Raw genomic sequence first — 25,391 nt, forward strand, 5'->3', positions numbered from 1 at the left:
GGTTCGGTTGATGTCGACGCTGCCCGTCTGTGCCGCACACCATGCGATCGATGAGCTCGGAAAAGAATATGCGAAAGTGTCTGATACACCGCATAGTGACGGTGTTCATGGGCCGCGCGGCGGGGACACGCTAGGTTCTCTACCGTGGGGTTGGACGCATCGCTGGGAGAAGAGATGAGCACATCGGCTGTGAGTGAGGAGAGCACGGTGGTTGCCGGAGTCGATCTCGGTGACACCGAGCTTGCGGCGACCGTGCGCAACGGGCTCATCGACGTCGAGAAACTGCTGATCGATGAACTGTCCGACGGCGAGCTGTTCCTGCAGGAGGCGGCACTGCATCTGGCCAAGGCCGGAGGTAAGCGATTCCGCCCGCTGTTCACCATCCTCACCGGGCAGCTCGGCCCGCGCCCGACCGATCCCGCCCTGATCACCGCGGGCACCGTCGTCGAACTGGTGCATCTGGCGACCCTCTACCACGACGATGTGATGGACGAGGCCCCGATGCGCCGCGGCGCACCGAGCGTGAATTCGCGCTGGGGCAACAGCATCGCCATCCTCGCGGGCGACTATCTCTTCGCGCACGCGTCACGGCTCACGTCGACTCTGGGTCCCGATGCGGTGCGGATCATCGCCGAGACCTTTGCCGAACTGGTCACCGGCCAGATGCGGGAAACCATGGGCGCCCGCGATTCCCAGGATCCGGTGGAGCACTACCTGCGTGTGGTCTGGGAGAAGACCGGCTCACTGATCGCCGCCGCCGGACGTTTCGGCGGCACCTTCTCCGGCGCCGACACCGAGCATGTCGAACGGTTGGCACGGCTCGGCGACGCGGTCGGTACCGCCTTCCAGATCTCCGACGACATCATCGATATCTCCTCGGCCGCGGAACAGTCCGGTAAGACGCCGGGCACCGATCTGCGCGAGGGCGTGCACACCCTGCCGGTGTTGTACGCGCTGCGCGATGAGGGCGCCGAGGGCGATCGCCTGCGCAAGCTGCTCGCTCAGCCGCTGCAGACCGACGCCGAGGTCGAAGAGGCGCTCGCCCTGCTCGCCCACTCCCGCGGCATGGTGCTGGCCAAGGAGAAGCTGCAGGGTTACGCCGATATCGCGCACGCCGAACTCTCCGCACTGCCATCGGGTCCGGCCAACGACGCCCTGGAGCGCCTGGTCCGCTACACCATCGAACGCGTCGGCTAGTGATTTCGGCCCGGCCGGACGCCGCCACGCCGGACTCGATCACACCAGGAACTTTGCCCACGATCTCTATCGTTGATCTGCCGTAGGACACTCAACGAACGGGGGAGTGGGCAAGGAGACCTATGCACACGCACGGGTATGCGAATGGGCTGAAGACGTTCGGGCTCATGGTCGGCCTCTCGGCCTTGATCGTGTTCGCCGGAGCGGTGTTCCGCAGCCCGACCATTCTCTTCCTGGCGATTCTGCTCGCGGTGGGCATGAACGCCTACGCCTATTTCAACAGCGACAAGATCGCGTTGAAGGCCATGCACGCGCAACCGGTCAGCGAGCTGGAGGCCCCGGTCATCTATCGCATCGTGCGCGAACTCGCGACCACCGCGCGTCAGCCGATGCCGCGGCTCTACATCAGCCCGACGAACGCGCCCAATGCGTTCGCGACCGGCCGCAGTCCTCGCCATGCCGCCGTCTGTTGTACCAGCGGCATCCTGCAGATCCTCGACGAGCGCGAGTTGCGCGCGGTACTCGGCCACGAGCTATCGCACGTCTACAACCGCGACATCCTCGTCTCCTCGATAGCGGGCGCACTGGCCGCGGTCATCTCCGGCCTGGCCAACCTGGCCTTCTTCGCCTCGGTGTTCGGCGGCAATCGCAACGGCGATGGCCCCAATATCCTCGGCGTCATCCTGGTGACGCTGCTGGGTCCGATCGCGGCGACCCTGGTCAAATTGGCTGTCTCCCGCTCCCGCGAATACCAAGCCGACCAGTCCGGTGCAGAGCTGACCGGCGACCCGCTCGCCCTCGCCTCGGCACTGCGCAAGCTGGAGCGTGGCGTACAGGCCGCCCCGCTGCCCCCTGAGCCGCAGCTGACGGCCCAATCGCACCTGATGATCGCCAACCCCTTCCGTGCCGGTGAGCGCGCAGCCCGCTTGTTCTCCACGCACCCCCCGATGGCCGAGCGCATCGCCCGCCTCGAGGAAATGGCGGGCGGCCCCCGCACCTACTGATCCCCGAGCGCCGGTCTCCCCGGCGCTCAGTCGTGTTCAGCCGCTAGTTCCTGTTCATAGGCCCGCAGTGTCGCCACGAACATCTGCCGCTGCTCGGCATCCAACGGTTCGAGCACCTTGCGCCAAGCCCGTGCACTGCCGCCGAGCCACGCGTTGACCGACTTCTCGTGGGCCGCCGCGATCCCCACGATGGTCCGACGCCGGTCGGCCTCATCCGAGCGCCGCTCCAGCACGCCCTGACGACTCAGATCGCCCACCATCAGGCTGACGGTCGTCGGTGCCACCTCCAGTCGCGCCGCCAGATCGTTCACCGTCATCGGCCCCTCGAACACCAGATTCGCCAGCAATGACAGATGCCGCGGCGCCAGCGAAAACGCTTGCAGCTCTTCGGGAACGCGCATCTTCTTGGCTCGTCCCACCACCCGGGGCATGAGCAACAGCAGGCTCCGAATGCCCTCTTCCACCTCGATGCCACGTACGCCCGTTGACATCCCGCACACCTCCAAATAACCTTTGCATGCAAAGTAATTTTGCTTGCAAAGCAAAATCTAATATCTCTGGCAAGGCTAGTACCAGCGGTCGCCGGTCCGCCCGGCGATCCGGAAGGACATACGACATGACCGATTCACGGCCGAGTTCGGCATCGGATTTCAACGCGGCGATCATCGAGGAGTTCCGCGCGAGCGCGGGTCGGGTCGGCGGGATGTTCGAGGGGGTGCCGCTCGTCCTGCTGACCACGGTTGGGGCGAAAAGCGGCCGCGAGCACACCACGCCGGTCTGCTATCGCCGAGACGGCGATCGCCTGCTGGTTTTCGGTTCGAACGGCGGCTCCGATACCCACCCGGCGTGGTTCTACAACGTGCGCAAGCACCCGGTGGTGACCGTGGAGATCGGCGAAGCGGACGGCGTCGAGGCATTTCGGGCGACCGCCGCCGTGCTCGCGGGTGCAGAGCGCGATCGGTGCTACACCGAGCAGGCCGAACGCGATCCGGCATTCGCCGCATATCAAGCGGGGACCTCGCGGGTCATACCGGTGATCGCGCTGCACCGGCAACGGCCACCCTCGATCGGCCGCCGCGGCGTCATCGCCGGGGCGGCTGTCGCGGCGACCGCGGTCGCGGGCGTCTCCGCCGCGATCATCGGCTCCGGCGGTGCGGCGCCCGAACAGCCGGTGCGGCGCACGGCTGCCATCGGCGATCACCTGCGCACTGTGCACGAACAACTGCGTCGCGATCTGGCGACGGTCCGCGCGCAACTCGATCAAATTCAGGACATGAGTGAAATCCCCAGTCTGCCAACCGATCTGCGTAGTCACTGCATCGCATTCTGCGGTGCGCTGCACGAACATCACACCAACGAGGACGGAGTCTTTCCGGCACTGGCCCGACAGCATCCGGAGCTGGTTCCGGTGGTCGAGCGGCTGCAGCGTGAGCACGGTGTGGTCGCCGCGGCGCTGGCCGAACTACAGCAACTGCTCGACAGTGCTGATCCTCGCCGTCAGCGTGCCGAATTCGATCGGCTCGCAAATGAATTGGAAACCCATTTCCGCTATGAAGAGGACGAACTGGTGGCGACCCTGAATGCGACCGACCCGGCCGCCCTTCGGCAGCGGTAGTCCCGGCCATTCATGAATTGAACTCGTTCAGCGGAAAAGAGAAACCCCCGCCGATCATCATGATCGACGGGGGCTTTCGGTGGCAGGTGTAGGATTCGAACCTACGTAGGCTTTCACCGACAGATTTACAGTCTGCTCCCATTGGCCGCTCGGGCAACCTGCCGTCGCGCTTCTCGGCGCGCAGAGCAGCTTACAACGAACCCGCACCCATAATGCAAACCGGCTGGCCATCGGCCATGCGACGGGACTACGGTCGCGCTCCGGGGTAGAACTGACGGTGACCGGATCACCCGGTCTCAGCGACTGCTCGCAGGTCGCTCGAAAGGGGTCGCCGAGACCCGTTGGACCGCCAGGACAGGAGCGAAGTGTGGCCGATTCGTCTTTCGATGTTGTCAGCAAGGTCGACCGTCAGGAGGTCGACAACGCGCTGCATCAGGCGGAGAAGGAGCTGAACACCCGCTACGACTTCCGTGGCACCGGCGCGACCATCGAATGGTCCGGTGAGGACAAGATCGTACTGACCGCCGAGGCCGAGGAGCGGGTCAAGGCGGCGCTGGATGTGTTCAAGGAAAAGCTGATCCGCCGCGATATTTCGCTCAAGGCATTCGACGCCGCCGACCCGGCGGCCTCGGGTAAGACCTACAAAATCACCGGCACCCTGGTGCAGGGTATCGACGCCGAACATGCGAAGAAGATCTCCAAAAAGATCCGCGACGAGGGCCCCAAGGGTGTCAAGGCGCAGATCCAAGGGGACGAACTACGCGTCTCCAGCAAGAAGCGCGACGACCTGCAGGCGGTGATCTCTTTGCTGAAGGGTGAGGACTTCGGCATCGCACTGCAGTTCGTCAATTACCGCTAGCTGCCACTCGACGGGTGGTCGCAAACCCGCTCTGACCACCCGGTTTGGAACTGCGACCGGTGAGTGTGTAACCTCGTTCAAGACTTCGCCGCGCCGGGGTCGACATCGAAGATCACGGTGCGGAGCTAGTCATGCCCCCTTAGCTCAGTCGGTAGAGCGTTTCCATGGTAAGGAAAAGGTCAACGGTTCGATTCCGTTAGGGGGCTCGCCGGATTGCCGGTGGTGACCGACTCGGCATCGCTACAACCCCCACTTCGTGGGGCCGGGCGCGGCATCACCAAGGCAATGCGACCCCGTGGCGGTGTAGCTCAGTCGGTAGAGCAAACGACTCATAATCGTTGTGTCGCCGGTTCAAGTCCGGCCATCGCTACCAAAGACCGATCAGTCCATCTGGTTGACCCGAAAGAAGGAATATCGTGGCCGCGAAGTCCACCGATGTCCGGCCAAAGATCACCTTGGCCTGCGAGCAGTGCAAGCACCGCAACTACATCACCAAGAAGAACCGGCGCAATGACCCGGATCGGCTGGAGCTGAAGAAGTTCTGCCCGAACTGTGGCACGCACCGGGCGCACCGCGAATCCCGCTAGTCCACTACGCGTGTCGCTGCCGCGTTGATTGGCTTCCGGGTTTCGTCCCGGATTCTCGGGTCGTGACACTTGCGAGGGCCGGACATCATGTCCGGCCCTGACGTGTTTCACGGTGCCGACCGCGGCGCACGAGGGAGCGTAGCGAGTGAGTAATAGACACAGCCGCCAATGCGGGCACGACAGAGCCGAGCGTTAGCGAGGCGCCGTCGTGAACGCTCGTCGACTCCGGCTGCGGGGTCAGATAGGTACAGTCCTCCCGTGACAATCAACACCGGTACAGACGAAGCGGTCGCAATGGACGAAGAACTCGACCCCGCGGCCCATGCCGCGGCGATGGTCGGTCATCACTACCGCGTCGACGACTACTACGAGGTCGGCCGTGAGAAGGTGCGTGAATATGCCCGCGCCGTACAGGACTATCACCCGCTGCACTGGGATGAGGATGCCGCGCAGGAGTACGGCCACGACAACCTGCTCGCCCCACTGACCTTTATCTCCCTGGTCGGAATTCTGGCCCAACGCAAGCTCTTCGAGCAGATCGTCACAGGTTATGACCTGAGCCAGATCATGCAGACCGATCAGATCCTGGAATTCCATCGGCCGATCAAGGTCGGCGACCGGCTGATCTGCGATGTCTACCTGCACTCGTTCCGGCAGGCCTTCGGCGGCGACATCATCGTCACCAAGAACATCGTCACCGCGCAGAACGACGAGGTGGTGCTCACCACCTACACCACGTTGATCGGGCGCAGCGGCGGCGATATCGACCCGAACCTGCAGGGCGCGGTCCGCAATGTGCTCATGCACGGTATCGGCGAGGACGCTCCCGCCCACCACCCGCGCACCTCGGGCGTGCCCGAGGTGCCGGTGACCGCAGCGCCCGCGATCACGCCGCGCAAGCATGCGATCAACTTCGCCGACGTCACCGTCGGCGACGAGCTGCCGCCGCGCACCGTCCGGTTGACGCGCGGCGACCTGGTGAACTACGCGGGTGTGTCCGGTGACGCGAATCCGATCCACTGGAGCGACGAGGTCGTCAAACTGGTCGGCCTGGACAACGTTGTCGCGCACGGCATGCTCACCATGGGCCTCGGCGGCGGTTTCGTCACCTCCTGGCTCGGCGATCCCGGCGCGGTCAAGGAGTACAACGTGCGCTTCACCAGCCCGGTCTACGTCGGCTCCGAGGAGCCCGCCGAGGTCGAGTACACGGGTAAGGTGAAGTCGGTGGATCCGGAGACTCGGACCGCGGTCGTCGCCATCGTGGCGAAGGCGGCGGGCAAGAAGATCTTCGGACGGGCGACTGCAACGGTGCAATTGGCCTGACCTGGTCGATCGACCCTGATTGGCAAATGCCGCAGGCGGTAACGTACACTCAGATTTCTGGGGTTCACCAGCCGCTGCGCGCTGCTCTGCAAGGGCTGGTTCCAAGTGGGTCCGCAAGGATTCACCAACGGGGCCGGCAACTGCCTGAGTGGCGCGCGTGTTGTGTGACACCAGATAGCAAGAACGACAACTGAACACCGAACAGTGGTTGGACAGCTGTGATCGTCCAACCGAAGGGGCGTAGCTCAACTGGCAGAGCAGCGGTCTCCAAAACCGCAGGTTGCAGGTTCAAGTCCTGTCGCCCCTGCCCTGGATGCCAGCGACGAAAGGATCGACGTGGTCGACGAGCGGGATAGCCGCCACGGCGCGCACGCGGCCGAGGACGACGACACCGCCGCGGTGGCTCGGCCGAGCGGCAAGCGGTCCGTGCGGCGGACTCGCAATGCGTCGCAAGCCGATACGGGTTCGGTCGCCACGATCGACCGGCCCTCGTTGGCCAAGGCATCCAAGAAGACCGATCGGGCCGAGCGCAAGAAGACGGGTAACCCGTTCAAGCGTTTGATCAAGTTCCTGCGCGAAGTAGTCGCGGAACTGCGCAAGGTGATCTGGCCCAACCGGAAGCAGATGGTCACCTATACGAGCGTTGTTCTGGTGTTCGTGATCTTCATGGTCGCGTTCATCAGCGGGTTGGATCTGGCGTTCATCAAAGGTGTCAACTGGCTGTTCGGCTAGCTGATCGCCGCCGACGCCGGTAGCCGATCCCGGGTTGGCGCGTTACAGCGCGCCCGGCCCGGTACGCAAAGGATGTACGTGACGACACAGGAAGCGAGTGCCCCAGTGAGCACCCCGGAGAACGACACAACCGACGAGTTCCCGGTCGACGACGCGGTGGAGACCGTCGAGGAGTCCGTGGCCGTCGAGGAAGCTGTGGTCGACGAATCCGACGCCGCTGACGCCGAAGCTGTCGAGGCTGCTCCTGTCGATGCCGAACCCGCCGATCCTGTCGCCGAGATGAAGGCCGCGCTGCGTCGCGCCCCCGGCGATTGGTACGTGATCCACTCGTACGCCGGTTACGAGAACAAGGTGAAAGCCAACCTCGAGACCCGCGTGCAGAACCTGGACCTCGAGGACTACATCTTCCAGGTCGAGGTGCCGACCGAAGAGGTCACCGAGATCAAGAACGGCCAGCGCAAGCACGTCAACCGCAAGGTGCTGCCCGGCTACATCCTGGTCCGGATGGAACTCAACGACGAGTCGTGGGGCGCGGTGCGCAACACGCCCGGCGTCACCGGTTTCGTCGGCGCCACCTCGCGCCCGTCACCGCTTTCCATCGATGACGTGGTGAAGTTCCTGGTCCCGGCCGCGCAGCAGCAGAAGAAGCCCGCCGCCGAGGCCGCCGCCGCGGCCTCGTCCGCCACCGATATCGCACCCAAGCCGGTCATCGAGGTCGACTTCGAGGTCGGCGAGTCGGTGACCGTGATGGACGGCCCGTTCGCGACGCTGCCCGCCAGCATCTCCGAGGTCAACGCCGAGCAGCAGAAGCTCAAGGTGCTCGTGTCGATCTTCGGTCGCGAGACGCCGGTCGAGCTGGCGTTCACCCAGGTCGCGAAGATCTAGACCAACTCTGCCGCCCCGGCGACGGGACGACGGAATGGATCGGCCCGGACCACGGGTTGATTCACCTTGGACTTGCAAAGAGCAAGGAAAACAGACACCTAGGAAAGAAAGATGCCCCCCAAGAAGAAGAAGCTCGCCGGGATCATCAAGCTTCAGATCCAGGCCGGCCAGGCGAACCCGGCCCCTCCGGTCGGCCCCGCGCTCGGTCAGCACGGCGTCAACATCATGGAGTTCTGCAAGGCGTACAACGCCGCGACCGAGTCGCAGCGTGGCAACGTCATTCCGGTCGAGATCTCGGTGTACGAGGACCGGTCCTTCGACTTCAAGCTGAAGACCCCGCCCGCTGCTCGGCTGCTGCTCAAGGCCGCCGGTGTGCAGAAGGGTTCGGCCGAGCCGCACAAGACCAAGGTCGCGAAGATCACCATGGACCAGGTCCGGGAGATCGCCAAGACCAAGCAGGAAGATCTGAACGCCAAGGACATCGACCAGGCGGCCAAGATCATCGCGGGCACCGCTCGCTCGATGGGTATCACCGTCGAGGGCTGAGTTCCCGTAATCCCGGACCAGTCGCCGGGATCCACGTGGGAGGGCCTGCCAGGCCCGGCAACCACATCTGAACACCGATAAGGACACAGACAAAATGGCAAAACGAAGCAAGGCGTATCTCGCCGCGGCCGAGAAGGTCGATCGCAATCAGCTCTACTCCCCGCTGGCCGCCGCGCGCCTGGCGAAGGAGACCGCAACCACCAAGACCGACGCGACCGTCGAGGTCGCCGTCCGTCTCGGCGTGGATCCCCGCAAGGCCGACCAGATGGTCCGCGGCACGGTCAACCTGCCGCACGGCACCGGTAAGACCGCCCGCGTCATCGTGTTCGCGGCCGGTGAGAAGGCCGCCGAGGCCGAGGCCGCCGGTGCGGACGCCGTCGGCGCCGAGGATCTGATCGAGCGGATCCAGGGCGGCTGGCTGGACTTCGACGCAGCGATCGCCACCCCGGACCAGATGGCCAAGGTCGGCCGGATCGCGCGCGTCCTCGGCCCGCGCGGCCTGATGCCGAACCCGAAGACGGGCACGGTCACCAACGATGTGACCAAGGCCGTCAACGACATCAAGGGCGGCAAGATCAACTTCCGCGTCGACAAGCAGGCCAACCTGCACTTCGTCATCGGCAAGGCGTCCTTCGACGATGCCAAGCTGGTGGAGAACTACGGTGCCGCGCTGGAGGAGATCCTGCGTGTCAAGCCGTCGACCGCCAAGGGCCGCTACGTCAAGAAGGTGACGGTCTCGACGAACACCGGACCGGGCATCCCGGTGGACCCGAACCGCACCCGCAACTTCCTCGAAGAGGATGCGTAAGTAGCACCCTGGCTCTTCGGTAGCCCAGCTCTTCGGAAGCTGAGCGTTATCGCAGGAAGCTGAGCATTACCGCAGGGGCGGGAACGCGAATCGCGTTCCCGCCCTTTGTGCGTATTCGGCCGATTCCCGTGGGGTGGCGGCGCTCGGCGCTCGCGGTGCAGCGGGCGCACCGCGAACCGGACTAATTCACCCGCGGCGACGGTTGGCCATGAGGTGACCGCTGTACTGCTCATCTCCGGAAGCACGCGTAGTGCTTCGACCAATACCGCCGCACTGCGCACCGTCGCGGCGATCGCGCCGGCGGGTGTCGAAACTTTCTGGTACGAGGGCCTCGCCGAACTTCCGGCATTCAGCCCGGACGATGACGGAACCGGCCATCCGGCGGTTGCCGCACTGCACGAACATATTTCGCGCGCCGACGCGGTCCTGCTCTGCACCCCGGAATACGCGGGCACCCTCCCGGGCAGCTTCAAGAACCTGCTCGATTGGACCGTCGGCGCCGCCGACCTCTACGAAAAGCCAACGGCCTTCCTCAATGTCGCCGCCCAAGGCCGCGGCGAAGGCGCGGCCGCCACCCTGACCACGGTGCTGGGCTACGTCGGTGCCCTCGTCGATCCCGCCACCTGCGCCCGTCTCCCCGTATCCCGCGACGCCGTGGACACCAACGGCCTGGTCACCACCCCCGACTTCCGCACCGGCGCACTGACAGCCCTCACCCGCCTGGTCCAACAGACCACCCCCGCCTGACCTCGCCGAGGCGAGTCGACCGGTGGCTTTCGGACCGGGTCCGAGCCACCATTCGACTCGCCTCGACGGTTAGTTTTCCTGGGGCGCTGCGGATTTGCGCCAGCCGAGGAGGACTGAGTCGCCCTGCTGGACACCCCAGGGCAGGAAGATGGCTACGACGATGGCGCATACGACGACGGCGCTCGCGGCTACCAGGGATGCGGCGTGGGAACCCTGCAAAGCCGCCGTTTTCATGGCGGTGATGAGGTTTTCGCGCTGGGCATCGAAGAACGGCGCCAGCTCCCGTTTCCGGATCTCCAGCACGCTGAGCGGACTGGCCTTCACCAGACTGCGCTCGTGCGCGTTCATCATCCCTGCGGGCACCCGGTCGATCAGCGGTGAAACCCGAGTCGTGTAGTAGGAGGCCACGATCGAGCCGAGGACCGCGACGCCGAGCGTGCCACCGATCTCTCGCGTGGTGTCGTTGACCGCCGACCCCGCGCCCGCCTCGTTGAGCGGCAGCGACGACATGATGGATTCGGTGGCCGGTCCCTGCACGATGGCCAGGCCCAACGCCATCGACACCATCGACGGCAACACATCCATGACGTAACTGCTGTCGACAGTCACCTGACCGCCCAGATACAGCCCCGATCCGGTGAGCAATAGCCCGAATACGATTACCGGAGTGGTCCCCACCCGCGTGGCGAGCAGCGTCGCGATCGGTGCGCCGATAGCGACGGAGAACGCGAATGGTAGTGAGGCAATACCGAATTCGAGCGGCGTGTATTCGCGGACACCCTGGAAGTACTGAGTAATAAGGAACAGGAACCCGAACATCGAGAAGTACCCGACCGCGATCGACAAGGCGGGCATGGAGAATCGGCGATTCCGGAAAAGCCGTATATCGAGAATCGGTGCACTGGTACGCAATTCCCAGGTGATGAACGCGGCGAGCAGCGCGACTCCGAGAGCGGCCACGCCCAGCGTGGTGGTCGACAGCCAGCCATAGCGCGGGGCCTCGATGATGGCCCACACCAGCAGTGTGATGCCCGCGATCGAGAGCGCGATGCCCGGCAGGTCGAGCCGCCCCACTTGGGAGGACCGCGATTCGGGCACCCAGATCAGGGTGGCGGCCAACGCGACCAGCGCCACCGGCACATTGATCCAGAAGACCGAATGCCAGGAAAAGTGTTCCAGCAGCCAACCTCCGGAGATCGGGCCGATCGCGATGGCGAATCCGGCCATCGCGGTCCAAGCGGCGATGGCCAGTGCGCGCTCGCGTTTATCGGTGAAGATATTGATGATCAGCGCCAGCGTCGCGGGGAAGACGGCCGCGGCGAAGACGCCCATCGCGGCGCGGGCGGCGATGACGCTGCTCATGGACTCCGAGAGCGCGCCGCCGACCGACATGGCGGCGACGCCGACCAGGCCGATCATCATCACTCGGCGGCGGCCGTGACGGTCGCCGAGATTGCCGAAGGCGAGCAACAGTCCGGCGAAGGTCAGGGTGTACGCGTCGACGACCCATTGCAGGCCGCTGACGCCGGTGGCCAGCTCGACTCCGATCGAGGGTAGGGCGACGTTCACGATGGTGTTGTCGAGGACGACCAGCAGTTCGGCGAGGCAGATGACGGCCAGGGCGATGTAGCGCTGGCTGCGCCGTTCCAGCAGCACCGGTGGATCGACTATGGAGGTTGCCATAGTTCAGTAGTGAAGCAGTAACTGTCACTCTAAGTAACACTTGTTAGCCGCGATTTGAGACACATTCCACGCCCAAATGTGAGCCGTGCCACAACAATTCGGATGCGAAAGCATCGCGCTCGGGCCCGTTTTGGCAGATGGGGGTGGGTTCGGCTACTGTGGACGGAAGTAATCGACGAGTTCGATGACTACCCAATCCGTTCTACCGAAGACCGTTGGTCGCTGCGCCCGTTGGGGCGTGGTCGAAGGTCCGGCATCAAGTCGGCGGCCCACGCAGGGAGGACCGAGGCTGGGAATTGATCCGGCGCATGCCGGGTCGATCACCTATTGCGCCCCGGAACGCTCTGCGTTCGGGGCGTTTGCTTTATCGCTGGCCCCTGGTACTCGGCAGTTCGAATACGAACCGACATCCAGAGAGGAGGCGAAGTATGGCAAAACCCGAGAAGGTCACCGCGGTCGAAGAGATCACGGAGCAGTTCAAGAGCTCGACGGCCACCGTCATCACGGAATACCGTGGTCTGTCGGTCGGTAAGCTCACCGATCTGCGTCGCGCGCTCGGCGAAGGCGCTACCTACTCCGTCGCCAAGAACACCCTGGTCAAGCGTGCGGCCGCCGAGGCGGGCGTCGTTGGCCTGGACGACTTGTTCGTCGGACCGACCGCCATCGCCTTCATCACGGGCGAGCCGGTCGACGCAGCGAAGGCCATCAAGACCTTCGCCAAGGACAACAAGGCGCTCATCATCAAGGGCGGGTACATGGACGGCGCCGCGCTGTCCGTTGCCGAGGTCGAGAAGATCGCCGACCTGGAGTCCCGCGAGGTGCTGCTGGCCAAGCTGGCAGGCGCCATGAAGGGCAACCTGGCGAAGGCTGCCGGTCTGTTCAACGCTCCCGCATCGCAGGTGGCCCGCCTGGCTGCCGCTCTGCAGGAGAAGAAGCAGGCCGAAGAAGGCGCCGCAGCCGCCGAGTAATACCCCGTGCGGGTGACTCGCGTGCGGCTCGCCCTCATAGACAACCAACTACCGAAAGGAAACAACAATGGCCAACGTTGACGAACTGCTCGAGACCTTCGGCAACATGACCCTGCTCGAGCTGTCGGACTTCGTCAAGAAGTTCGAGGAGAAGTTCGAGGTCACCGCGGCTGCGCCGGTCGCCGTCGCCGCCGTCGCCGGTGCCGCTCCGGCCGAGGCTGCCGAGGAGCAGGACGAGTTCGACGTCATCCTCGAGGGTGCGGGCGAGAAGAAGATCCAGGTCATCAAGGTGGTCCGTGAGATCGTCTCCGGCCTGGGCCTGAAGGAAGCCAAGGACCTGGTCGAGGGCGCCCCGAAGCCGATCCTGGAGAAGGTCGCCAAGGATGCCGCCGAGGCTGCCAAGGCGAAGCTGGAAGAGGCCGGCGCCAAGGTCTCGGTCAAGTAATTCACCGACTGCGCCGAGCGACCCGCAGTGGTCGCTACGGCCGAGTCGTCGAACGGGCGGTCCCCAAGTGGGGCCGCCCGTTTGCTTTGTGACGGTAATGCGAATAGTGAGAGTAATTAGGGGTTACTCTTCGGTCAGGTTGGGGTGTGCCGCGCCGAGCTCATGGGATACAGTGACCGCACCCACTGTGACGCGACACACCGTGATACCCAATAGCGCGGTTCGCCGGTGGGCTGCTCGCTGAGAAATTGTGGAGGTTGGCGTGGGCGTCGAGGTCAGGACCGAGGGTGTTACCAAATCCTTCGGTTCACAGCGAATTTGGCAGGATGTCACTCTGACGCTGCCCTCGGGGGAAGTCAGCGCGCTGCTCGGCCCCTCGGGTACCGGTAAGTCCGTCTTTTTGAAGTCGCTGATCGGTCTGCTGCGTCCGGAGCGCGGTTCGATCTATATCGACGGCACCGATATCACCACTTGCTCCAATAAGGAGCTCTACGAGATCCGCAAGCTTTTCGGTGTGCTGTTCCAGGACGGTGCGCTGTTCGGGTCGATGAACCTGTTCGACAATGTGGCGTTCCCGCTTCGTGAACATACGAAGAAGTCCGAGTCGGATATCAAGAAGATCGTCATGGAAAAGCTCGAGCTGACCGGTCTGCTCGGTGCGGAGGGCAAGCTCCCCGGTGAGATCTCCGGTGGTATGCGCAAGCGTGCCGGTCTGGCTCGCGCACTGGTCCTCGACCCGCAGATCATCCTCGTCGACGAGCCCGACTCCGGTCTGGACCCGGTGCGTACCTCGTACCTGTCGCAGCTGCTGATCGATATCAACGCGCAGATCGACGCGACGATCCTGATCGTCACCCACAACATCAACTTGGCCCGTACGGTGCCCGACAACATCGGCATGCTGTTCCGCCGTTCGCTGGTCATGTTCGGCCCGCGCGAGGTGCTGCTCACCTCCGAGGAGCCGGTGGTCAAGCAGTTCCTCAACGGCCGCATGATCGGCCCGATCGGTATGTCCGAGGAGAAGGACGAGGCCCAGATGGCGCGCGAGCAGGCGCTCGTGGACGCCGGGCACCACCACGGCGGTGCCGAAGAGGTCGAGGGCATCATCCCGCAGATGCGGGCGACGCCCGGTATGCCGGTACGTCAGGCCGCACTTCGCCGCCAGGCGCGGGTCCGCGAAATCATGCACACCCTGCCGCATGCTGCCCAGGTGGCTATCCGCGAGTCACTTGATCAGAGCGACGATACGCAGGTGATGGCGTACCAGAACAGCGACCAGGGTGGATACCAGGGTGGCTCGTTCGACACTACCGTGCGCCACAACACAACTAACGGGTAACATCTGCGATCGTGAATTCCACCCTGGCGCGATTGCGGACTCCCATGGAGTCGGGGTTTGGCCAGGCCGGCAACATCTTTGCGCTGCTCATCGACGTTATGCGCAAGACGTTCAAGCGGCCTTTCCAGTTGCGCGAATTCATCGAGCAGTCGTGGTTCATCGCGAGTGTCTCGATCTTGCCCAGCGCACTGGTTGCCATCCCGTTCGGTGCGGTTGTCGCGCTGCAGACCGGCTCCTTGATCAAACAACTAGGCGCCGAATCCTTTACCGGCGCAACCAGCGTGCTGGCTACCGTCCAGCAGGCCGCCCCTGTTGTCACCGCGTTGATCATCGCGGGCGCGGCCGGATCGGCGGTCGCCGCGGACCTCGGCTCGCGCACCATCCGTGAGGAGATCGACGCACTCGAGGTACTCGGCGTCGATCCGGTGCAGAAACTCGTTGTGCCGCGCGTACTCGGCATGATGTTGGTCGCCCTGCTGCTCAACGGCCTCGTGTCGGTGGTCGGCATCGCCGGTGGCTATTTCTTCAATGTCGGGCTGCAAGGTGGCACGCCCGGCGCCTACCTCGCTTCGTTCTCCGCACTGGCCCAGCTGCCGGACCTGTGGATCGGCGAAATCAAGGCCTTGATATTCGGTCTGCTCGCAGGCGTGATCGCCGCGTACAAGGGCTTACATCCCAAAGGGGGCCCGAAAGGAGTCGGTGACGCGGTGAACCAATCCGTGGTTATCACATTCATGGTGCTGTTCTTCGTGAACTTGATCCTGACGCTGGTGTACTTGCAAGTCGTCCCCGCCAAGGGCGCCTGACCCGTGGCTACTTCGTATCGTCCCCCGGTCCTGGCCAAATCCGCCCGCCGGGCCCGTGAGATCGCGCGCATGCCGGTGAACGTCATCGATCGCGCCGGCGATCAGATGTCGTTCTATTCCAAGGCCATCGCCTGGATTCCGCGCACCGCCGTGCACTACCGCAAGGAGGTCATGCGGCTGCTCGCCGAGGTGACCTTCGGTAGCGGCGCACTGGCCGTCATCGGCGGCACCATCGGCGTCATCGTTTTCATGTCCGGTTCGGTCGGTGTTGTCGTCGGCCTGCAGGGCTTCAAGGCCTTGGACTCGCTCGGAAGCTCGGTGCTGACCGGCTTCCTCACCGCCTATATCAATACCCGCGAGATCGCGCCGCTGGTCGCCGCGCTCGCGCTATCGGCAACGGTCGGTTGTGGTTTCACCGCCCAGCTCGGCGCGATGCGGATCTCCGAGGAGATCGACGCGCTCGAGGTGATGGCGGTGCCGGGTGTGCCGTTCCTCGTCACCACCCGAGTGATCGCGGGCTTCCTCGCGGTCATCCCGCTCTACATCGTCGGCCTGCTCGGCACGTTCCTGGCATCGCGGATGATCAGCATCTGGTTCAACGGACAATCCAGTGGCTCCTATGACCACTATTTCGGATTGTTCCTGCCACCAGAAGACGTCTTATATTCATTCGTCAAAGTGCTGGTCTTCGCATTCGTGATCATCATGGTGCATTGCTATTACGGCTTCAACGCCACCGGCGGACCGGCCGGTGTCGGCGTCGCGGTCGGGCGCGCGGTGCGCGCGGCGATCGTGCTCGTCAATGTGCTCGACTTCTTCCTCAGCCTTGCCATTTGGGGTACGACCACGACTGTGCGGGTCGCGGGATGAGGGCGCGGATCATCGCAACGGCAAGCTGCAGTGAGGTGCCGTCATGAGTAATAGCGTGCAGATGTGGCGCTCGACCGAGAAATTGCGCGTCCGGCTGCTCGGTATCGTATTTTTCGTGGTCTGCGCACTATTCCTGGTGACGACGGTCGCGATCTATAACAAGGCGTTCGTCGACACCGTCCGGGTCGACCTCATCACCGACAGTGTCGGCAATGCGCTGACCCGCAATGCCGATGTGAAGGTGCGCGGCGTCAACGTCGGTGAGGTCAGGTCCAGTCGGTCCGAGGGCGGTCAAGTGACCCTCGACCTGGCGATCGATCCGAGCAAGGCCGGCCAGATTCCGGTCGATGCGACGGCGCGGCTGCTGCCGAAGACCCTCTTCGGTGAGCGGTACGTGGACCTCATCATCCCCGACGAGCCCAGTAAGCAGCACCTGACCGCTGGGGTCACCCTGCATCAGGACACCAGCGGCAATGCCATCGAGATCAGCAAACTGCTCGACGATGTGATGCCACTGCTGCAGGCGATTCCGCCGCAGGACCTCGGCTCCACCCTCGGTGCGCTGTCGCAGGCACTGTCGGGTCAGGGGCTCGCGCTCGGTGAGTCGGTGGACAAGCTGGACAACATCTTCCGCGAACTCAACGGTGTGATGCCCGATATCAAACAGGACCTGGTGAGCTTCGCCGATGTGGCCGCTACCTACTCCGACGCGCTGCCGCAACTGGTCGACGCGTTGAACAATCTGCGCACCACCAATGCGACCATCGTGCAGCGCCGCCCGCAGATCGACACCCTGCTGGCGACGCTGAACCCGACCGCCGCCACCACCGCGGACTTCCTGGTCGCCAACCGCGACAACATCATCGACCTGGCCGCCGACTCCCGCCCCGCGCTGGAGCTGCTGGCCACGTACTCGCCGACCTACGCCTGTGCGATGGCGAACTTCGCCAAGATGAAGCCGCGCATCGACCAGATCATGGGCATGGGCACCTCGCGGCCCGGCTCGCGGGTGTCGGTGGAGCTGACCAATACCCGCGGCAAGTACCTGCCCAACCAAGACGAGCCGCGCTGGCTGGATACCCGCGGACCGTGGTGCGTGCCGGAGTACCCGGTGTTCACCGATCCGGGTCAGTACACCGGCGGACCGAGCAACGACGGCTCTTACGCCGTGCCGAGCCGCAATCCGGGTGACCAGGTCAGCGGCAAGCTGCCGGTGCCGCAGTTCGGCACGTACCCGGCCGCGAATGTGCCGACCACGGCGGGTTCGGCGACCGAACAGCGGACCCTCGGCGCGATCTACGGTGCGGCGAACGGTGTTTCGCCCGAGCAGGTGCCCAGTTGGGTCACCAAGATCGGTGCACCCGCATTCCGTGGCAGTGAGGTGAGCGTGCGATGAAGGAAAAGATGCGCGGCCTCGGATCGCCGCTGACCAAGCTGATCATCTTCGTCATCGTCACGCTTTTCGCGACCACGGTCCTCGGGCTCTCGATCGCCAATTACACCGGCGGCGGCACCGCGTTCAAGGCACGCTTCACCGATGTCACCTCACTCAATCCCGGTGACGAGGTGCGCATCGCCGGTGTGCGGGTCGGCAAGGTCACCAGCGTCTCGATCGTGGACAAGCGTCAGGCCGAGGTCGGTTTCGAACTGAACGACCGCAATTGGCTGCCCGCCTCGACGACGGCGACCATCCGCTACCGAAACCTGGTCGGCCAGCGGTATATCGCGCTCGAACAGGGCGCGGGGGAGCAGGGGCGCAAGCTCAACAAGGGCGCGACCATCGGGCTCGAGCACACCAAGCCGGCGCTGAACCTGACCACGCTGTTCAACGGCTTCCGGCCGCTGTTCCAGACACTCACCGCCGATGACGTGAACAAGCTTTCCTACGAGATCATCCAGGTCTTCCAGGGCGAGCAGGGCACCATCCACGATCTGGTGGCGACCACCGCGAATCTGACCAATAAAATCGCCGATAAGGACGCCGTCATCGGGGATCTCGTGAAGAATTTGACGGCCGTGCTCAATGCGGTCAATGAGCGCGAGGGCCAGTTCGATCAGCTGATCGTCAATACCGAGGCGCTGGTCAGTGGGCTGGCCGCCGAGCGTGACACCATCGGCAGCTCGGTCACCTCGCTCGCCAATCTGGCCTCGGCCACGGCGGATCTGCTCGTGCCGACCCGCCCGACGCTGCAGGGCTCGATCGCCGGACTCAGCCAGCTGACCAGCACCATAGATGAGCGCAAGGACGAGGTGAACGCGGCGCTGACCAACCTGCCGATCAAGATGGAGAAGCTGGGCCGCGCCGGCAGTTACGGCTCCTGGTTCCAGTTCTACCTGTGCGGTATCGACATTGTGGTCGGGCCGGGCGCGGTGGACGCGCCGCAGCTCAACCTCCCGGCCGGGCTGCCGACGGTCAACCAGCCGCTCTACACCAACGCCGCACCGCGCTGCCAGGGGAAGGGTGGTCACTGATGGACGACCGGATCTTGCTCGGCAAGCGCAGCCCCGTGTTCATGGGTGTGCTCGGCCTGGCCATGGTGTTGCTCGTGACGATCTCCGCGTTCTTCCTGGACCGGTTGCCGATTATCGGCGCCGGCACCAAATACACCGCGGAGTTCTCCGAGGCCGCTGGCCTCAAGAAGGGCAATGAGGTTCGCATCGCGGGCGTGAAAGTCGGTGCGGTATCGGATGTTCGGCTCGACGGCAGCAAGGTGCTCGTCGACTTCCGCACCCACGATGCCTGGATCGGCAATGAGACGACCGCCTCCATCCAGATCAAGACCGTGCTCGGGCAGAAGTACCTGGCGTTGGATCCGAAGGGTTCCGAGCCCGCGAATCCGAGCAAGGCGATTCCGCTGTCGCGCACGGTATCTCCCTACGATGTGGTGGACGCGTTCAGCGATGCGGCAAAGAACATCGACCAGATCGACACAGCGCAGCTGGCCACCAGCATGCGAGTGCTCTCGGAGGCGTTCGAAACGACGCCGCCGGAGATCCGCAACTCCATCGACGGCGTGGCCCGGCTCTCGGAGACGCTCGCCAAGCGCGATGAAGAGCTGAAGAAGTTGTTCGCGGCGGCCAGGCAGACCACCGGGGTGCTCGCGGACCGCAATCAGCAGCTGGAGCGCCTGCTCGCCAATGGCGGACAGCTGCTGGCCGAGTTGAACATTCGGCAGCAGTCGATCGCGCAGCTGCTCACCGGCGCCAAGACGGTGTCGTCGGAGCTGAGTGCACTGGTCGCCGATAACGAGGCGCAGATGGGAACGGCACTGACCAACCTCAAGGCCGCCATCGACCTACTGAACGACAATCAGCAGAACATTTCCAAGACGCTCGAACTCGCGGCCCCGTTCTACGGCCTCTACGCCAACGTGCTCGGCACCGGCCGCTGGTTCGACGCGGTGATCGTGAACCTGGTCCCGCCGGGTCTGCCGGAAATTCCGGGCAACCGCCCGCCGGTCCGCACCATGGGAGGTAACTGACATGGTGGACTGGCCTCGTAAGGAACCGTTGACCGCGCTGCGGTCCTCGGGTCGTGGCACCAAGGTGGCCATCGCGATCGGCCTGATCGCGGCGCTGGTCGTGGCCGGGGCCCTCTGGTGGCTCTTCGACCGGATGACCACGACCAAGATCACCGCATACTTCGACCGCTCTGTCGGCATCTACCAGGGTTCGGATGTGCGGATCCTCGGCGTGCCGGTCGGGCATGTGGATTCCGTTGAGCCGCAAGGTAATCAGGTCAAGGTCGTGATGAGTGTCGACCGCAGCTACGACGTCCCCGCCGACGCCAAGGCCGCGCAGATCACGCCATCGATCGTTTCCGATCGCTACATCCAGCTGACACCGGTCTATACCGGCGGCCCGAAAATGGCGCGCGACGCGACCATTCCGCGCGAACGTACGGTCACTCCGGTCGAGGTCGACCAGCTGTACAAGAGCATTACCGAACTCTCGGATGCGTTGGGCCCCAACGGCGCCAATGCCAATGGCGCGGTGAACGAGCTGGTGCGCACCTCGGCGGCGAATCTGGCGGGCAACGGAGAGGCGTTGGCCAACACCCTCACTCAGCTCTCGCGTGCGACGCGGTATCTGGGTGATGCCCGCGGCGATATCTTCGATACGGTCAAGAATCTGCAGACCTTCGTCACCATGCTGGCCCAGAACGACCAGCAGGTGCGGCAATTCAATGCCCAGCTCGCGGATCTGTCGACATTCCTCGCCGGGGAACGCCACGATCTCGGCGCCGCGCTCAATCTGCTCTCGGTCGCACTCGGTGATGTCGCCCGATTCATCGACGAGAACCGCGATCTGGTCCAGCAGAACGCCCAGGGGCTGACCACGCTCACCGCGACGCTGGCCAAGCAGCGCGATGATCTGGCCGCGGCACTGCCGGTGCTGCCGCTGGCACTGAGCAATCTGATCAATATCCACAACGCGGAATCCGGCACCCTCGATATGCGCGCCAACCTCACCGATCTGCAGGATCCGTTCGGTGTGGTGTGCAAGATGCTCGACCTGAGCAAGTTGATGCCGGGCGATCCGAAGTTCGAGGCCATCGGCAAGCAGATGCGCCCGATCCTGGATCACTGCAAGCAGATCACCGATCAGATCACCGCGGGCGTGCAGACACCGACGCTGAACCTGCCGTTCGGCATCCTCAGCAATGAGAACGAACAGCGCGCCCCGGTGCCGGGCACCGTCCCGGGCACCCCGTCCGATCAACTTCCGCCCTCGCAGGGAGGTGGCCAGCGATGAACAAGCGAGTCCGTTCCGTGGCACGTACTCTCGGCGCCGCGCTGGTGGTCGGCATGAGCGCGGTCCTGGTGACCTCGTGTGCCTCCGACGGCATCTACGCGGTTCCGCTGCCCGGCGGCGCCGATGTCGGTGGCCACCCGATGACCATCGATATCCGCTTCGACGATGTGCTCGATCTGGTGCCGCAGTCCGCGGTCAAGGTCGAGGGCGTGGCGGTGGGCCGGGTCGAGAAGATCGCGCTCGCACCGGACGGCTGGACCGCCAGCGTGCGCGCCGTGGTGAATTCCTCGGTCGATCTGCCCGCTAACGCGCGGGCCGAGGTGCGGCAGTCGAATCTGCTCGGTGAGAAGTTCATCGAGCTGTCCAAGCCCACCGAACAACCCGATACCAAGAAGCTGAGCAACGGTTCGGTCATCTCGGCCGACCACACCAGGCATGCGACCGAGATCGAGCAGGTGCTCGGCGCATTGTCATTGCTGCTCAATGGCGGTGGCGTCGCGCAGTTGCAGCCCATTGTCACCGAGCTGAACAAGACCCTCGGCGGCCGCGAGGATCGCGTGCGCTCGCTGCTCGATCAGGCCAATAAGCTGGTCGGGGGCCTGAACGAGCAGGTCGACGACATCACGAGGGCCATCGACGGACTCGCCACGCTGAGCAACCGGGTGAGCACCCAGACCGATCAGATCAACAAGATCATCGATGAGTTGCCGCGGGGCATCAAGATCCTGGACGAGCAACGGCCGCAACTGATTTCGCTGCTCCAGCAGCTGGATCGGGTGGGTCAGGCCGGATTCGATGTGCTGAACCACTCCAAGGACGATCTGATCAAGGATCTGACCTCGCTGCGCCCGACGCTGCAGGAACTCGGCAAGGCCGCGCCGGATCTGATCACCGCACTGCCGCTGGTGCCGACCTATCCGTTCCCGGACTCCACGCTGGAGGGCACGTTCGGTGGTCAGGTGAACACCTGGCTATCGGTCGACCAGCAGATCGGTGTCACGCTGAGCAATCTCGGCGTCGGCAAGGGCGATCCGGTGTACATTCCGCCACCGTACGGCCCGGAGGTGCCGGTGAATCCGACCAACCCGTACTACGGCGGCAACGGCCCGCGCCCGGGTTGGCCAACGGTTTCGCTACTGCCGCTGCCGCCCAATATGCCTCGTTTCCCGACTGATCTGCCGCCGCTGCCGGCCAATCCGCTCGGGGCGATTCTGGACCAGATCGGAGGTGGTCACCGATGACCCGTCTGGTGCGCTATCAGCTGATCGCGTTCGCCGTGATCGCAGTGGTCGGCGTGGTTTTCGTCGGCGCCAAATACGTTCGCCTCGATCACATGCTCGGCATCGGCGAGTACCACGTGAAGGTCGACGCCAAACAGACCGGCGGCCTCTACAAGGGCGCCGAGGTGACCTACCGCGGCGTCCCGGTCGGCCGGGTCGGCGATCTCGAGCTCACCGACACCGGTGTGGCGATCGATCTCGTCCTCGATACGAGCGCGCCGAAGGTCCCGGAATCGGCTCGCGCCGTCATCGCCAACCGGTCGGCAATCGGTGAGCAGTACGTCGACCTGCAGCCCGATGTCGACCACGGCCCGTATCTGCGCGACGGTTCGGTGATCACCTCGGCTGCGCTGCCGGTCTCGGTGGAGCAACTGGTACAGAGCGTGGACACCTTCACCCGGTCGGTCGATCTCACCGCACTGAACACCACCGTCACCGAACTCGGCAAGGCCTTCGACGGCAAGGGCGACGATCTGAAGGTCTTCGTCGATTCGCTGAACAAGTTCACCGCGACGTTCAGTGACACATTGCCGCAGACGATTCAGCTGATCCGCGATGGCCGGATCGCGCTCGGCACCCAGGCGGAACAGTCCGGCTACATCCGTCAGTTCAGCCAGGGGCTCGACGAGCTCACCGCGCAGCTGCGCTCCAGCGATCCGGATATCCGGCGGCTGATCGGCACCGGCACCGACGCGGGCGAGCAGATCACGGCACTGCTGAACGAGAGCGGCGGCGCCCTCACCGAGGATCTGGCCAACCTGCGTCAGCTGATGCTGGGGATCTCGCCGAAGTTCTACGCGCTGCGTCCGCTGCTGCAGATGATTCCGGCGCTGTCCATCGGTGCCTCGTCTACCGCACCCGGTGACGGCACCAGCCACTTCGGCCTGGTGCTCGAGGTGAACAACCCGCCCGCCTGTACCCAGGGCTACGAGGGCACCCAGCGCATCCTCGAGCAGATGAAGCGGGAGAATCCGGACTTCGACGACACCCGCGACGAATTCCCGTTCAACAAGGATGCGAAATGCACTGTGCCGTTTGGTAATCCGACGGCGGTCCGCGGCGGGATGCGCGCCGATCTGGCCGATCCGAGCATCACCCAGCCGTGGGATTCGACCCCCAAGACCGATCCGGAGAAGTTGAACCTGAACCCGATCGCCGTGCAGATGGCCACCCTGTTGGGGGTCACGCCCAAGCGGTGAACAGGACCTATGCGGCTGCGCCGCAGTAACCGAAGTTAGGGTGTCTCGCTGTGAGCATCGACATGTCCAAGGAAACGCCGGCTGGTGCCGGCACCGATTCCGCGGAAGCTGATGCCGCGGCGCATGACGCGACGGCATCGATTTCCACGAGCCCCACGGTGGCGTCCGCCGACGCTCCCGCCGGTCGACTCGCGGTCACCATGGCCGCGGCCGCCGCGCTGGTCGTCGCGTTGATCGCCGCGGCCTGGTTCGGCACCGGCTGGGTGCGTGCGGCGTTCTTCACCGACGGTCCGCGCGCCGATGCGCGCGATACCGCCCTCGCCGATGCCAGGCAGGCGGCGATCAACCTGATGTCGCTGGATCCCAATGATGTCGACGGTTCGATCAAGCTGATCCAGTCGTCGATGACCGGATCGCTGCTCGACGATGCCACTAAGACCCAGGAGCAATTCCGCTCGCAGGCCAAGGAGGCCAAGACCAGGCTGGAGTCCAAGGTCGTCGGGTCGTCGCTGACCACGCTGAACTCCGAGCGGGACCACGCGTCGGCGGTGATCGTATTGCAGACCACCAGGACCGCCCCGGATGTCGCGCCGTACGCCTACCGTCAGACCTGGGCGCTGGACCTGGTCGAACAGGGCGACGTCTGGAAGGCCGAGAAGGCCAGTCCGTTGAGTCAGCCCATCCCCGTGAATCAACCGACTGCCGGGCAGCCCGGTGCGACCCCCTCCGCGGGCGCGACGCCGCCCAAGCCCGGATCGTAGGAGAACCCGTCATGACATCTCGTCGACCAGTCAATCGGGTCACTCCCCGTAACCGTCCCACCGTTGGCCGCACTGCGGCCACCACCGGATCCGCCACCACCCGCCGCGGTACACGCACGAGCGACGAGTCGACCGCGAAGCGCCGCAGCAAGGTGGCGGGTACCACCGAACCGGTACGTCCTGCTCCGCAGCCCGCACCGTCGCGACCCTGGTCACGGCGGCTGCGCCCGACGGGGGGTTGGGCGTTGGCCGCGGCCCTGCTCGTCGCGGCGGTGCTGCTCGGCGCATTCGCTACGGTCGCTGCCTTCCGTCCGGGTATCGACGATTCGAACGAGGCCTACATCGACAGCAAGGCCACCGAGGAGGTGACCGCGGCCGCCTCGCACGCGCTGAAGACCATCTACGCCTACGACGTGAACAAACTCGACGGTTACAAGGATGCGGTGCACGCGGTCGTCACCGGCCAGATGCTGACCGACTTCGACAAATACGCCGATACCAATCTCGCGGCCCTGAAACAGGCGCAGACCAGCGCCGATGCACTCGCCGACCCGATCGGGGTGACCTTGCTCACCAAGGATCGGGCCGAACTGCTGGTGAACTTCGTGGTCAGCGCGAACAAGAACGGCGCCGCGCAGCAGAGCGCGTCCGGTCCGATCGTGCTGAAAATGCAGAAGGTGAACGGCAAGTGGCTGGCCTCGGCCATCGTCGACCAGTAGTTCTGTTGCCTCCCCTGCCACTTGACGAGTTTCGCCGGACACGTCACGCTATTCACAACAGCGGCAGCTGTCACAGTGGCTTCAAGCGCCCCGTGGCTACCCGACGCAGCCAGCGATTCGGACACGGCAGACGGCCATAACGGTCACGGCGCGCCGCCACATGGCGGCTGGTTCGGGTGGTACTTTGACACCACCTTGCGTATGGGTGTACGGTTGGACGTTGCGCTGGCTGCCTCCTGTCCATACCTCGATTTGCACACGTA

At 64.5% G+C, this 25,391-nt stretch carries 26 protein-coding genes and 4 tRNA genes; 27 read left to right on the plus strand and 3 right to left on the minus strand.

What is annotated here, in order from left to right:
• Positions 1–174 precede the first annotated feature (174 nt).
• Both ACQP1G_RS04765 and htpX read left to right on the plus strand, forming a co-directional pair.
• On the plus strand, positions 175–1,197 hold the full coding sequence (locus ACQP1G_RS04765; RefSeq protein ID WP_433198740.1) for a polyprenyl synthetase family protein: 1,023 nt from the start codon (positions 175–177) through the stop codon (positions 1,195–1,197).
• A gap of 122 nt (positions 1,198–1,319) precedes the next feature.
• On the plus strand, positions 1,320–2,201 hold the full coding sequence (gene htpX, locus ACQP1G_RS04770) for a zinc metalloprotease HtpX (protein WP_433198742.1): 882 nt from the start codon (positions 1,320–1,322) through the stop codon (positions 2,199–2,201).
• 26 nt (positions 2,202–2,227) lie between these two features.
• On the opposite strand, the gene ACQP1G_RS04775 is transcribed toward htpX, so the two are convergent.
• Complete coding sequence (locus ACQP1G_RS04775; protein WP_433198744.1) at positions 2,228–2,692, minus strand: MarR family winged helix-turn-helix transcriptional regulator; 465 nt, start codon at positions 2,690–2,692, stop codon at positions 2,228–2,230.
• 125 nt (positions 2,693–2,817) lie between these two features.
• Here ACQP1G_RS04775 and ACQP1G_RS04780 point away from each other — a divergent pair, with 125 nt between their 5' ends.
• On the plus strand, positions 2,818–3,816 hold the full coding sequence (locus tag ACQP1G_RS04780) for a nitroreductase/quinone reductase family protein (RefSeq protein ID WP_433198746.1): 999 nt from the start codon (positions 2,818–2,820) through the stop codon (positions 3,814–3,816).
• 80 nt (positions 3,817–3,896) lie between these two features.
• Here ACQP1G_RS04780 and ACQP1G_RS04785 read toward each other — a convergent pair.
• Positions 3,897–3,979 (minus strand) — tRNA-Tyr (locus ACQP1G_RS04785).
• A 204-nt stretch (positions 3,980–4,183) separates the two neighbouring features.
• Here ACQP1G_RS04785 and ACQP1G_RS04790 point away from each other — a divergent pair.
• From ACQP1G_RS04790 to ACQP1G_RS04840, 11 genes are all read left to right on the plus strand, one after another.
• The gene (locus ACQP1G_RS04790) at positions 4,184–4,675 is read left to right on the plus strand and encodes a YajQ family cyclic di-GMP-binding protein (RefSeq protein WP_433198748.1); all 492 of its coding nucleotides are present in this window, start codon (positions 4,184–4,186) and stop codon (positions 4,673–4,675) included.
• Between the two features lie 133 nt (positions 4,676–4,808).
• Positions 4,809–4,881, plus strand: a tRNA-Thr gene (locus ACQP1G_RS04795).
• A 91-nt stretch (positions 4,882–4,972) separates the two neighbouring features.
• Positions 4,973–5,048: transfer RNA gene (locus ACQP1G_RS04800), tRNA-Met, on the plus strand.
• A 43-nt stretch (positions 5,049–5,091) separates the two neighbouring features.
• Positions 5,092–5,262: a 50S ribosomal protein L33 gene (gene rpmG, locus ACQP1G_RS04805; protein ID WP_011211653.1), complete on the plus strand. Its 171-nt coding sequence runs from the start codon at positions 5,092–5,094 to the stop codon at positions 5,260–5,262.
• A 264-nt stretch (positions 5,263–5,526) separates the two neighbouring features.
• Positions 5,527–6,585, plus strand: a complete 1,059-nt coding sequence (locus ACQP1G_RS04810; protein ID WP_433208149.1) for a fused (3R)-hydroxyacyl-ACP dehydratase subunits HadA/HadB — start codon at positions 5,527–5,529, stop codon at positions 6,583–6,585.
• Between the two features lie 234 nt (positions 6,586–6,819).
• Positions 6,820–6,892, plus strand: a tRNA-Trp gene (locus tag ACQP1G_RS04815).
• A gap of 29 nt (positions 6,893–6,921) precedes the next feature.
• Entirely contained in the window at positions 6,922–7,317 is a 396-nt protein-coding gene (gene secE / locus ACQP1G_RS04820) for a preprotein translocase subunit SecE (RefSeq protein ID WP_433198750.1), read from the plus strand.
• Positions 7,318–7,422: 105 nt separating this feature from the next.
• A complete protein-coding gene (nusG, locus tag ACQP1G_RS04825) occupies positions 7,423–8,202 on the plus strand; it encodes a transcription termination/antitermination protein NusG (protein ID WP_433208152.1) in 780 nt (259 codons plus the stop codon).
• A 111-nt stretch (positions 8,203–8,313) separates the two neighbouring features.
• Positions 8,314–8,748, plus strand: a complete 435-nt coding sequence (gene rplK, locus ACQP1G_RS04830; protein ID WP_433198752.1) for a 50S ribosomal protein L11 — start codon at positions 8,314–8,316, stop codon at positions 8,746–8,748.
• 94 nt (positions 8,749–8,842) lie between these two features.
• On the plus strand, positions 8,843–9,556 hold the full coding sequence (gene rplA / locus ACQP1G_RS04835) for a 50S ribosomal protein L1 (RefSeq protein WP_433198754.1): 714 nt from the start codon (positions 8,843–8,845) through the stop codon (positions 9,554–9,556).
• A 213-nt stretch (positions 9,557–9,769) separates the two neighbouring features.
• Positions 9,770–10,303, plus strand: a complete 534-nt coding sequence (locus ACQP1G_RS04840) for an NADPH-dependent FMN reductase (protein ID WP_433198756.1) — start codon at positions 9,770–9,772, stop codon at positions 10,301–10,303.
• Positions 10,304–10,372: 69 nt separating this feature from the next.
• On the opposite strand, the gene ACQP1G_RS04845 is transcribed toward ACQP1G_RS04840, so the two are convergent.
• Positions 10,373–11,986 (minus strand): MFS transporter, encoded by a 1,614-nt coding sequence (locus ACQP1G_RS04845; RefSeq protein ID WP_433198758.1) that lies wholly within the window; start codon positions 11,984–11,986, stop codon positions 10,373–10,375.
• Between the two features lie 428 nt (positions 11,987–12,414).
• On the opposite strand from ACQP1G_RS04845, the gene rplJ reads away from it, so the two are divergent.
• The 13 genes from rplJ (at position 12,415) to ACQP1G_RS04910 (ending at position 25,128) form a co-directional block, all read left to right on the plus strand.
• On the plus strand, positions 12,415–12,954 hold the full coding sequence (gene rplJ, locus ACQP1G_RS04850; RefSeq protein ID WP_433198760.1) for a 50S ribosomal protein L10: 540 nt from the start codon (positions 12,415–12,417) through the stop codon (positions 12,952–12,954).
• A 67-nt stretch (positions 12,955–13,021) separates the two neighbouring features.
• Entirely contained in the window at positions 13,022–13,399 is a 378-nt protein-coding gene (gene rplL, locus ACQP1G_RS04855) for a 50S ribosomal protein L7/L12 (protein WP_433198762.1), read from the plus strand.
• Between the two features lie 262 nt (positions 13,400–13,661).
• Positions 13,662–14,738 (plus strand): ABC transporter ATP-binding protein, encoded by a 1,077-nt coding sequence (locus ACQP1G_RS04860; RefSeq protein WP_433198764.1) that lies wholly within the window; start codon positions 13,662–13,664, stop codon positions 14,736–14,738.
• A gap of 44 nt (positions 14,739–14,782) precedes the next feature.
• The gene (locus tag ACQP1G_RS04865; protein ID WP_433208155.1) at positions 14,783–15,544 is read left to right on the plus strand and encodes an MlaE family ABC transporter permease; all 762 of its coding nucleotides are present in this window, start codon (positions 14,783–14,785) and stop codon (positions 15,542–15,544) included.
• Positions 15,545–15,613: 69 nt separating this feature from the next.
• Complete coding sequence (locus ACQP1G_RS04870; RefSeq protein WP_433208158.1) at positions 15,614–16,414, plus strand: MlaE family ABC transporter permease; 801 nt, start codon at positions 15,614–15,616, stop codon at positions 16,412–16,414.
• A 43-nt stretch (positions 16,415–16,457) separates the two neighbouring features.
• Complete coding sequence (locus ACQP1G_RS04875; protein ID WP_433198766.1) at positions 16,458–17,810, plus strand: MCE family protein; 1,353 nt, start codon at positions 16,458–16,460, stop codon at positions 17,808–17,810.
• A gap of 8 nt (positions 17,811–17,818) precedes the next feature.
• On the plus strand, positions 17,819–18,886 hold the full coding sequence (locus tag ACQP1G_RS04880) for an MCE family protein (protein ID WP_433208161.1): 1,068 nt from the start codon (positions 17,819–17,821) through the stop codon (positions 18,884–18,886).
• A complete protein-coding gene (locus ACQP1G_RS04885; RefSeq protein WP_433198768.1) occupies positions 18,886–19,896 on the plus strand; it encodes an MCE family protein in 1,011 nt (336 codons plus the stop codon). Before ACQP1G_RS04880 ends, ACQP1G_RS04885 begins: the two co-directional genes overlap by 1 nt.
• Before the next feature lies 1 nt (position 19,897).
• Positions 19,898–21,169 carry an MCE family protein gene (locus tag ACQP1G_RS04890; RefSeq protein ID WP_433198770.1) on the plus strand — a complete coding sequence of 424 codons (1,272 nt, stop codon included), beginning with the start codon at positions 19,898–19,900 and terminating at the stop codon, positions 21,167–21,169.
• Positions 21,166–22,410: an MCE family protein gene (locus ACQP1G_RS04895; RefSeq protein ID WP_433198772.1), complete on the plus strand. Its 1,245-nt coding sequence runs from the start codon at positions 21,166–21,168 to the stop codon at positions 22,408–22,410. The genes ACQP1G_RS04890 and ACQP1G_RS04895 overlap by 4 nt, the downstream gene beginning before the upstream one ends.
• Positions 22,407–23,648 carry an MCE family protein gene (locus ACQP1G_RS04900; protein WP_433198774.1) on the plus strand — a complete coding sequence of 414 codons (1,242 nt, stop codon included), beginning with the start codon at positions 22,407–22,409 and terminating at the stop codon, positions 23,646–23,648. Before ACQP1G_RS04895 ends, ACQP1G_RS04900 begins: the two co-directional genes overlap by 4 nt.
• A 50-nt stretch (positions 23,649–23,698) precedes the next feature.
• Positions 23,699–24,409 (plus strand): hypothetical protein, encoded by a 711-nt coding sequence (locus tag ACQP1G_RS04905; protein ID WP_433198776.1) that lies wholly within the window; start codon positions 23,699–23,701, stop codon positions 24,407–24,409.
• A gap of 11 nt (positions 24,410–24,420) precedes the next feature.
• On the plus strand, positions 24,421–25,128 hold the full coding sequence (locus ACQP1G_RS04910; protein ID WP_433198778.1) for a hypothetical protein: 708 nt from the start codon (positions 24,421–24,423) through the stop codon (positions 25,126–25,128).
• Positions 25,129–25,391 lie beyond the last annotated feature (263 nt).

The organism is Nocardia sp. CA-107356 (assembly GCF_050946365.1).
Taxonomy (GTDB): domain Bacteria; phylum Actinomycetota; class Actinomycetes; order Mycobacteriales; family Mycobacteriaceae; genus Nocardia.

What these genes read in the sequence shown, in the direction of transcription:
- ACQP1G_RS04765 (WP_433198740.1), top strand. Translation starts at nt 175, where the DNA reads ATGAGCACATCGGCTGTGAGTGAGGAGAGCACGGTGGTTGCCGGAGTC.
- htpX (WP_433198742.1), top strand. Translation starts at nt 1,320, where the DNA reads ATGCACACGCACGGGTATGCGAATGGGCTGAAGACGTTCGGGCTCATG.
- ACQP1G_RS04775 (WP_433198744.1), bottom strand. Translation starts at nt 2,692, where the DNA reads ATGTCAACGGGCGTACGTGGCATCGAGGTGGAAGAGGGCATTCGGAGC.
- ACQP1G_RS04780 (WP_433198746.1), top strand. Translation starts at nt 2,818, where the DNA reads ATGACCGATTCACGGCCGAGTTCGGCATCGGATTTCAACGCGGCGATC.
- rplK (WP_433198752.1), top strand. Translation starts at nt 8,314, where the DNA reads ATGCCCCCCAAGAAGAAGAAGCTCGCCGGGATCATCAAGCTTCAGATC.
- rplA (WP_433198754.1), top strand. Translation starts at nt 8,843, where the DNA reads ATGGCAAAACGAAGCAAGGCGTATCTCGCCGCGGCCGAGAAGGTCGAT.
- ACQP1G_RS04845 (WP_433198758.1), bottom strand. Translation starts at nt 11,986, where the DNA reads ATGGCAACCTCCATAGTCGATCCACCGGTGCTGCTGGAACGGCGCAGC.
- rplJ (WP_433198760.1), top strand. Translation starts at nt 12,415, where the DNA reads ATGGCAAAACCCGAGAAGGTCACCGCGGTCGAAGAGATCACGGAGCAG.
- rplL (WP_433198762.1), top strand. Translation starts at nt 13,022, where the DNA reads ATGGCCAACGTTGACGAACTGCTCGAGACCTTCGGCAACATGACCCTG.
- ACQP1G_RS04865 (WP_433208155.1), top strand. Translation starts at nt 14,783, where the DNA reads ATGGAGTCGGGGTTTGGCCAGGCCGGCAACATCTTTGCGCTGCTCATC.
- ACQP1G_RS04870 (WP_433208158.1), top strand. Translation starts at nt 15,614, where the DNA reads ATGCCGGTGAACGTCATCGATCGCGCCGGCGATCAGATGTCGTTCTAT.
- ACQP1G_RS04875 (WP_433198766.1), top strand. Translation starts at nt 16,458, where the DNA reads ATGAGTAATAGCGTGCAGATGTGGCGCTCGACCGAGAAATTGCGCGTC.
- ACQP1G_RS04880 (WP_433208161.1), top strand. Translation starts at nt 17,819, where the DNA reads ATGCGCGGCCTCGGATCGCCGCTGACCAAGCTGATCATCTTCGTCATC.
- ACQP1G_RS04885 (WP_433198768.1), top strand. Translation starts at nt 18,886, where the DNA reads ATGGACGACCGGATCTTGCTCGGCAAGCGCAGCCCCGTGTTCATGGGT.
- ACQP1G_RS04890 (WP_433198770.1), top strand. Translation starts at nt 19,898, where the DNA reads ATGGTGGACTGGCCTCGTAAGGAACCGTTGACCGCGCTGCGGTCCTCG.
- ACQP1G_RS04895 (WP_433198772.1), top strand. Translation starts at nt 21,166, where the DNA reads ATGAACAAGCGAGTCCGTTCCGTGGCACGTACTCTCGGCGCCGCGCTG.
- ACQP1G_RS04900 (WP_433198774.1), top strand. Translation starts at nt 22,407, where the DNA reads ATGACCCGTCTGGTGCGCTATCAGCTGATCGCGTTCGCCGTGATCGCA.
- ACQP1G_RS04910 (WP_433198778.1), top strand. Translation starts at nt 24,421, where the DNA reads ATGACATCTCGTCGACCAGTCAATCGGGTCACTCCCCGTAACCGTCCC.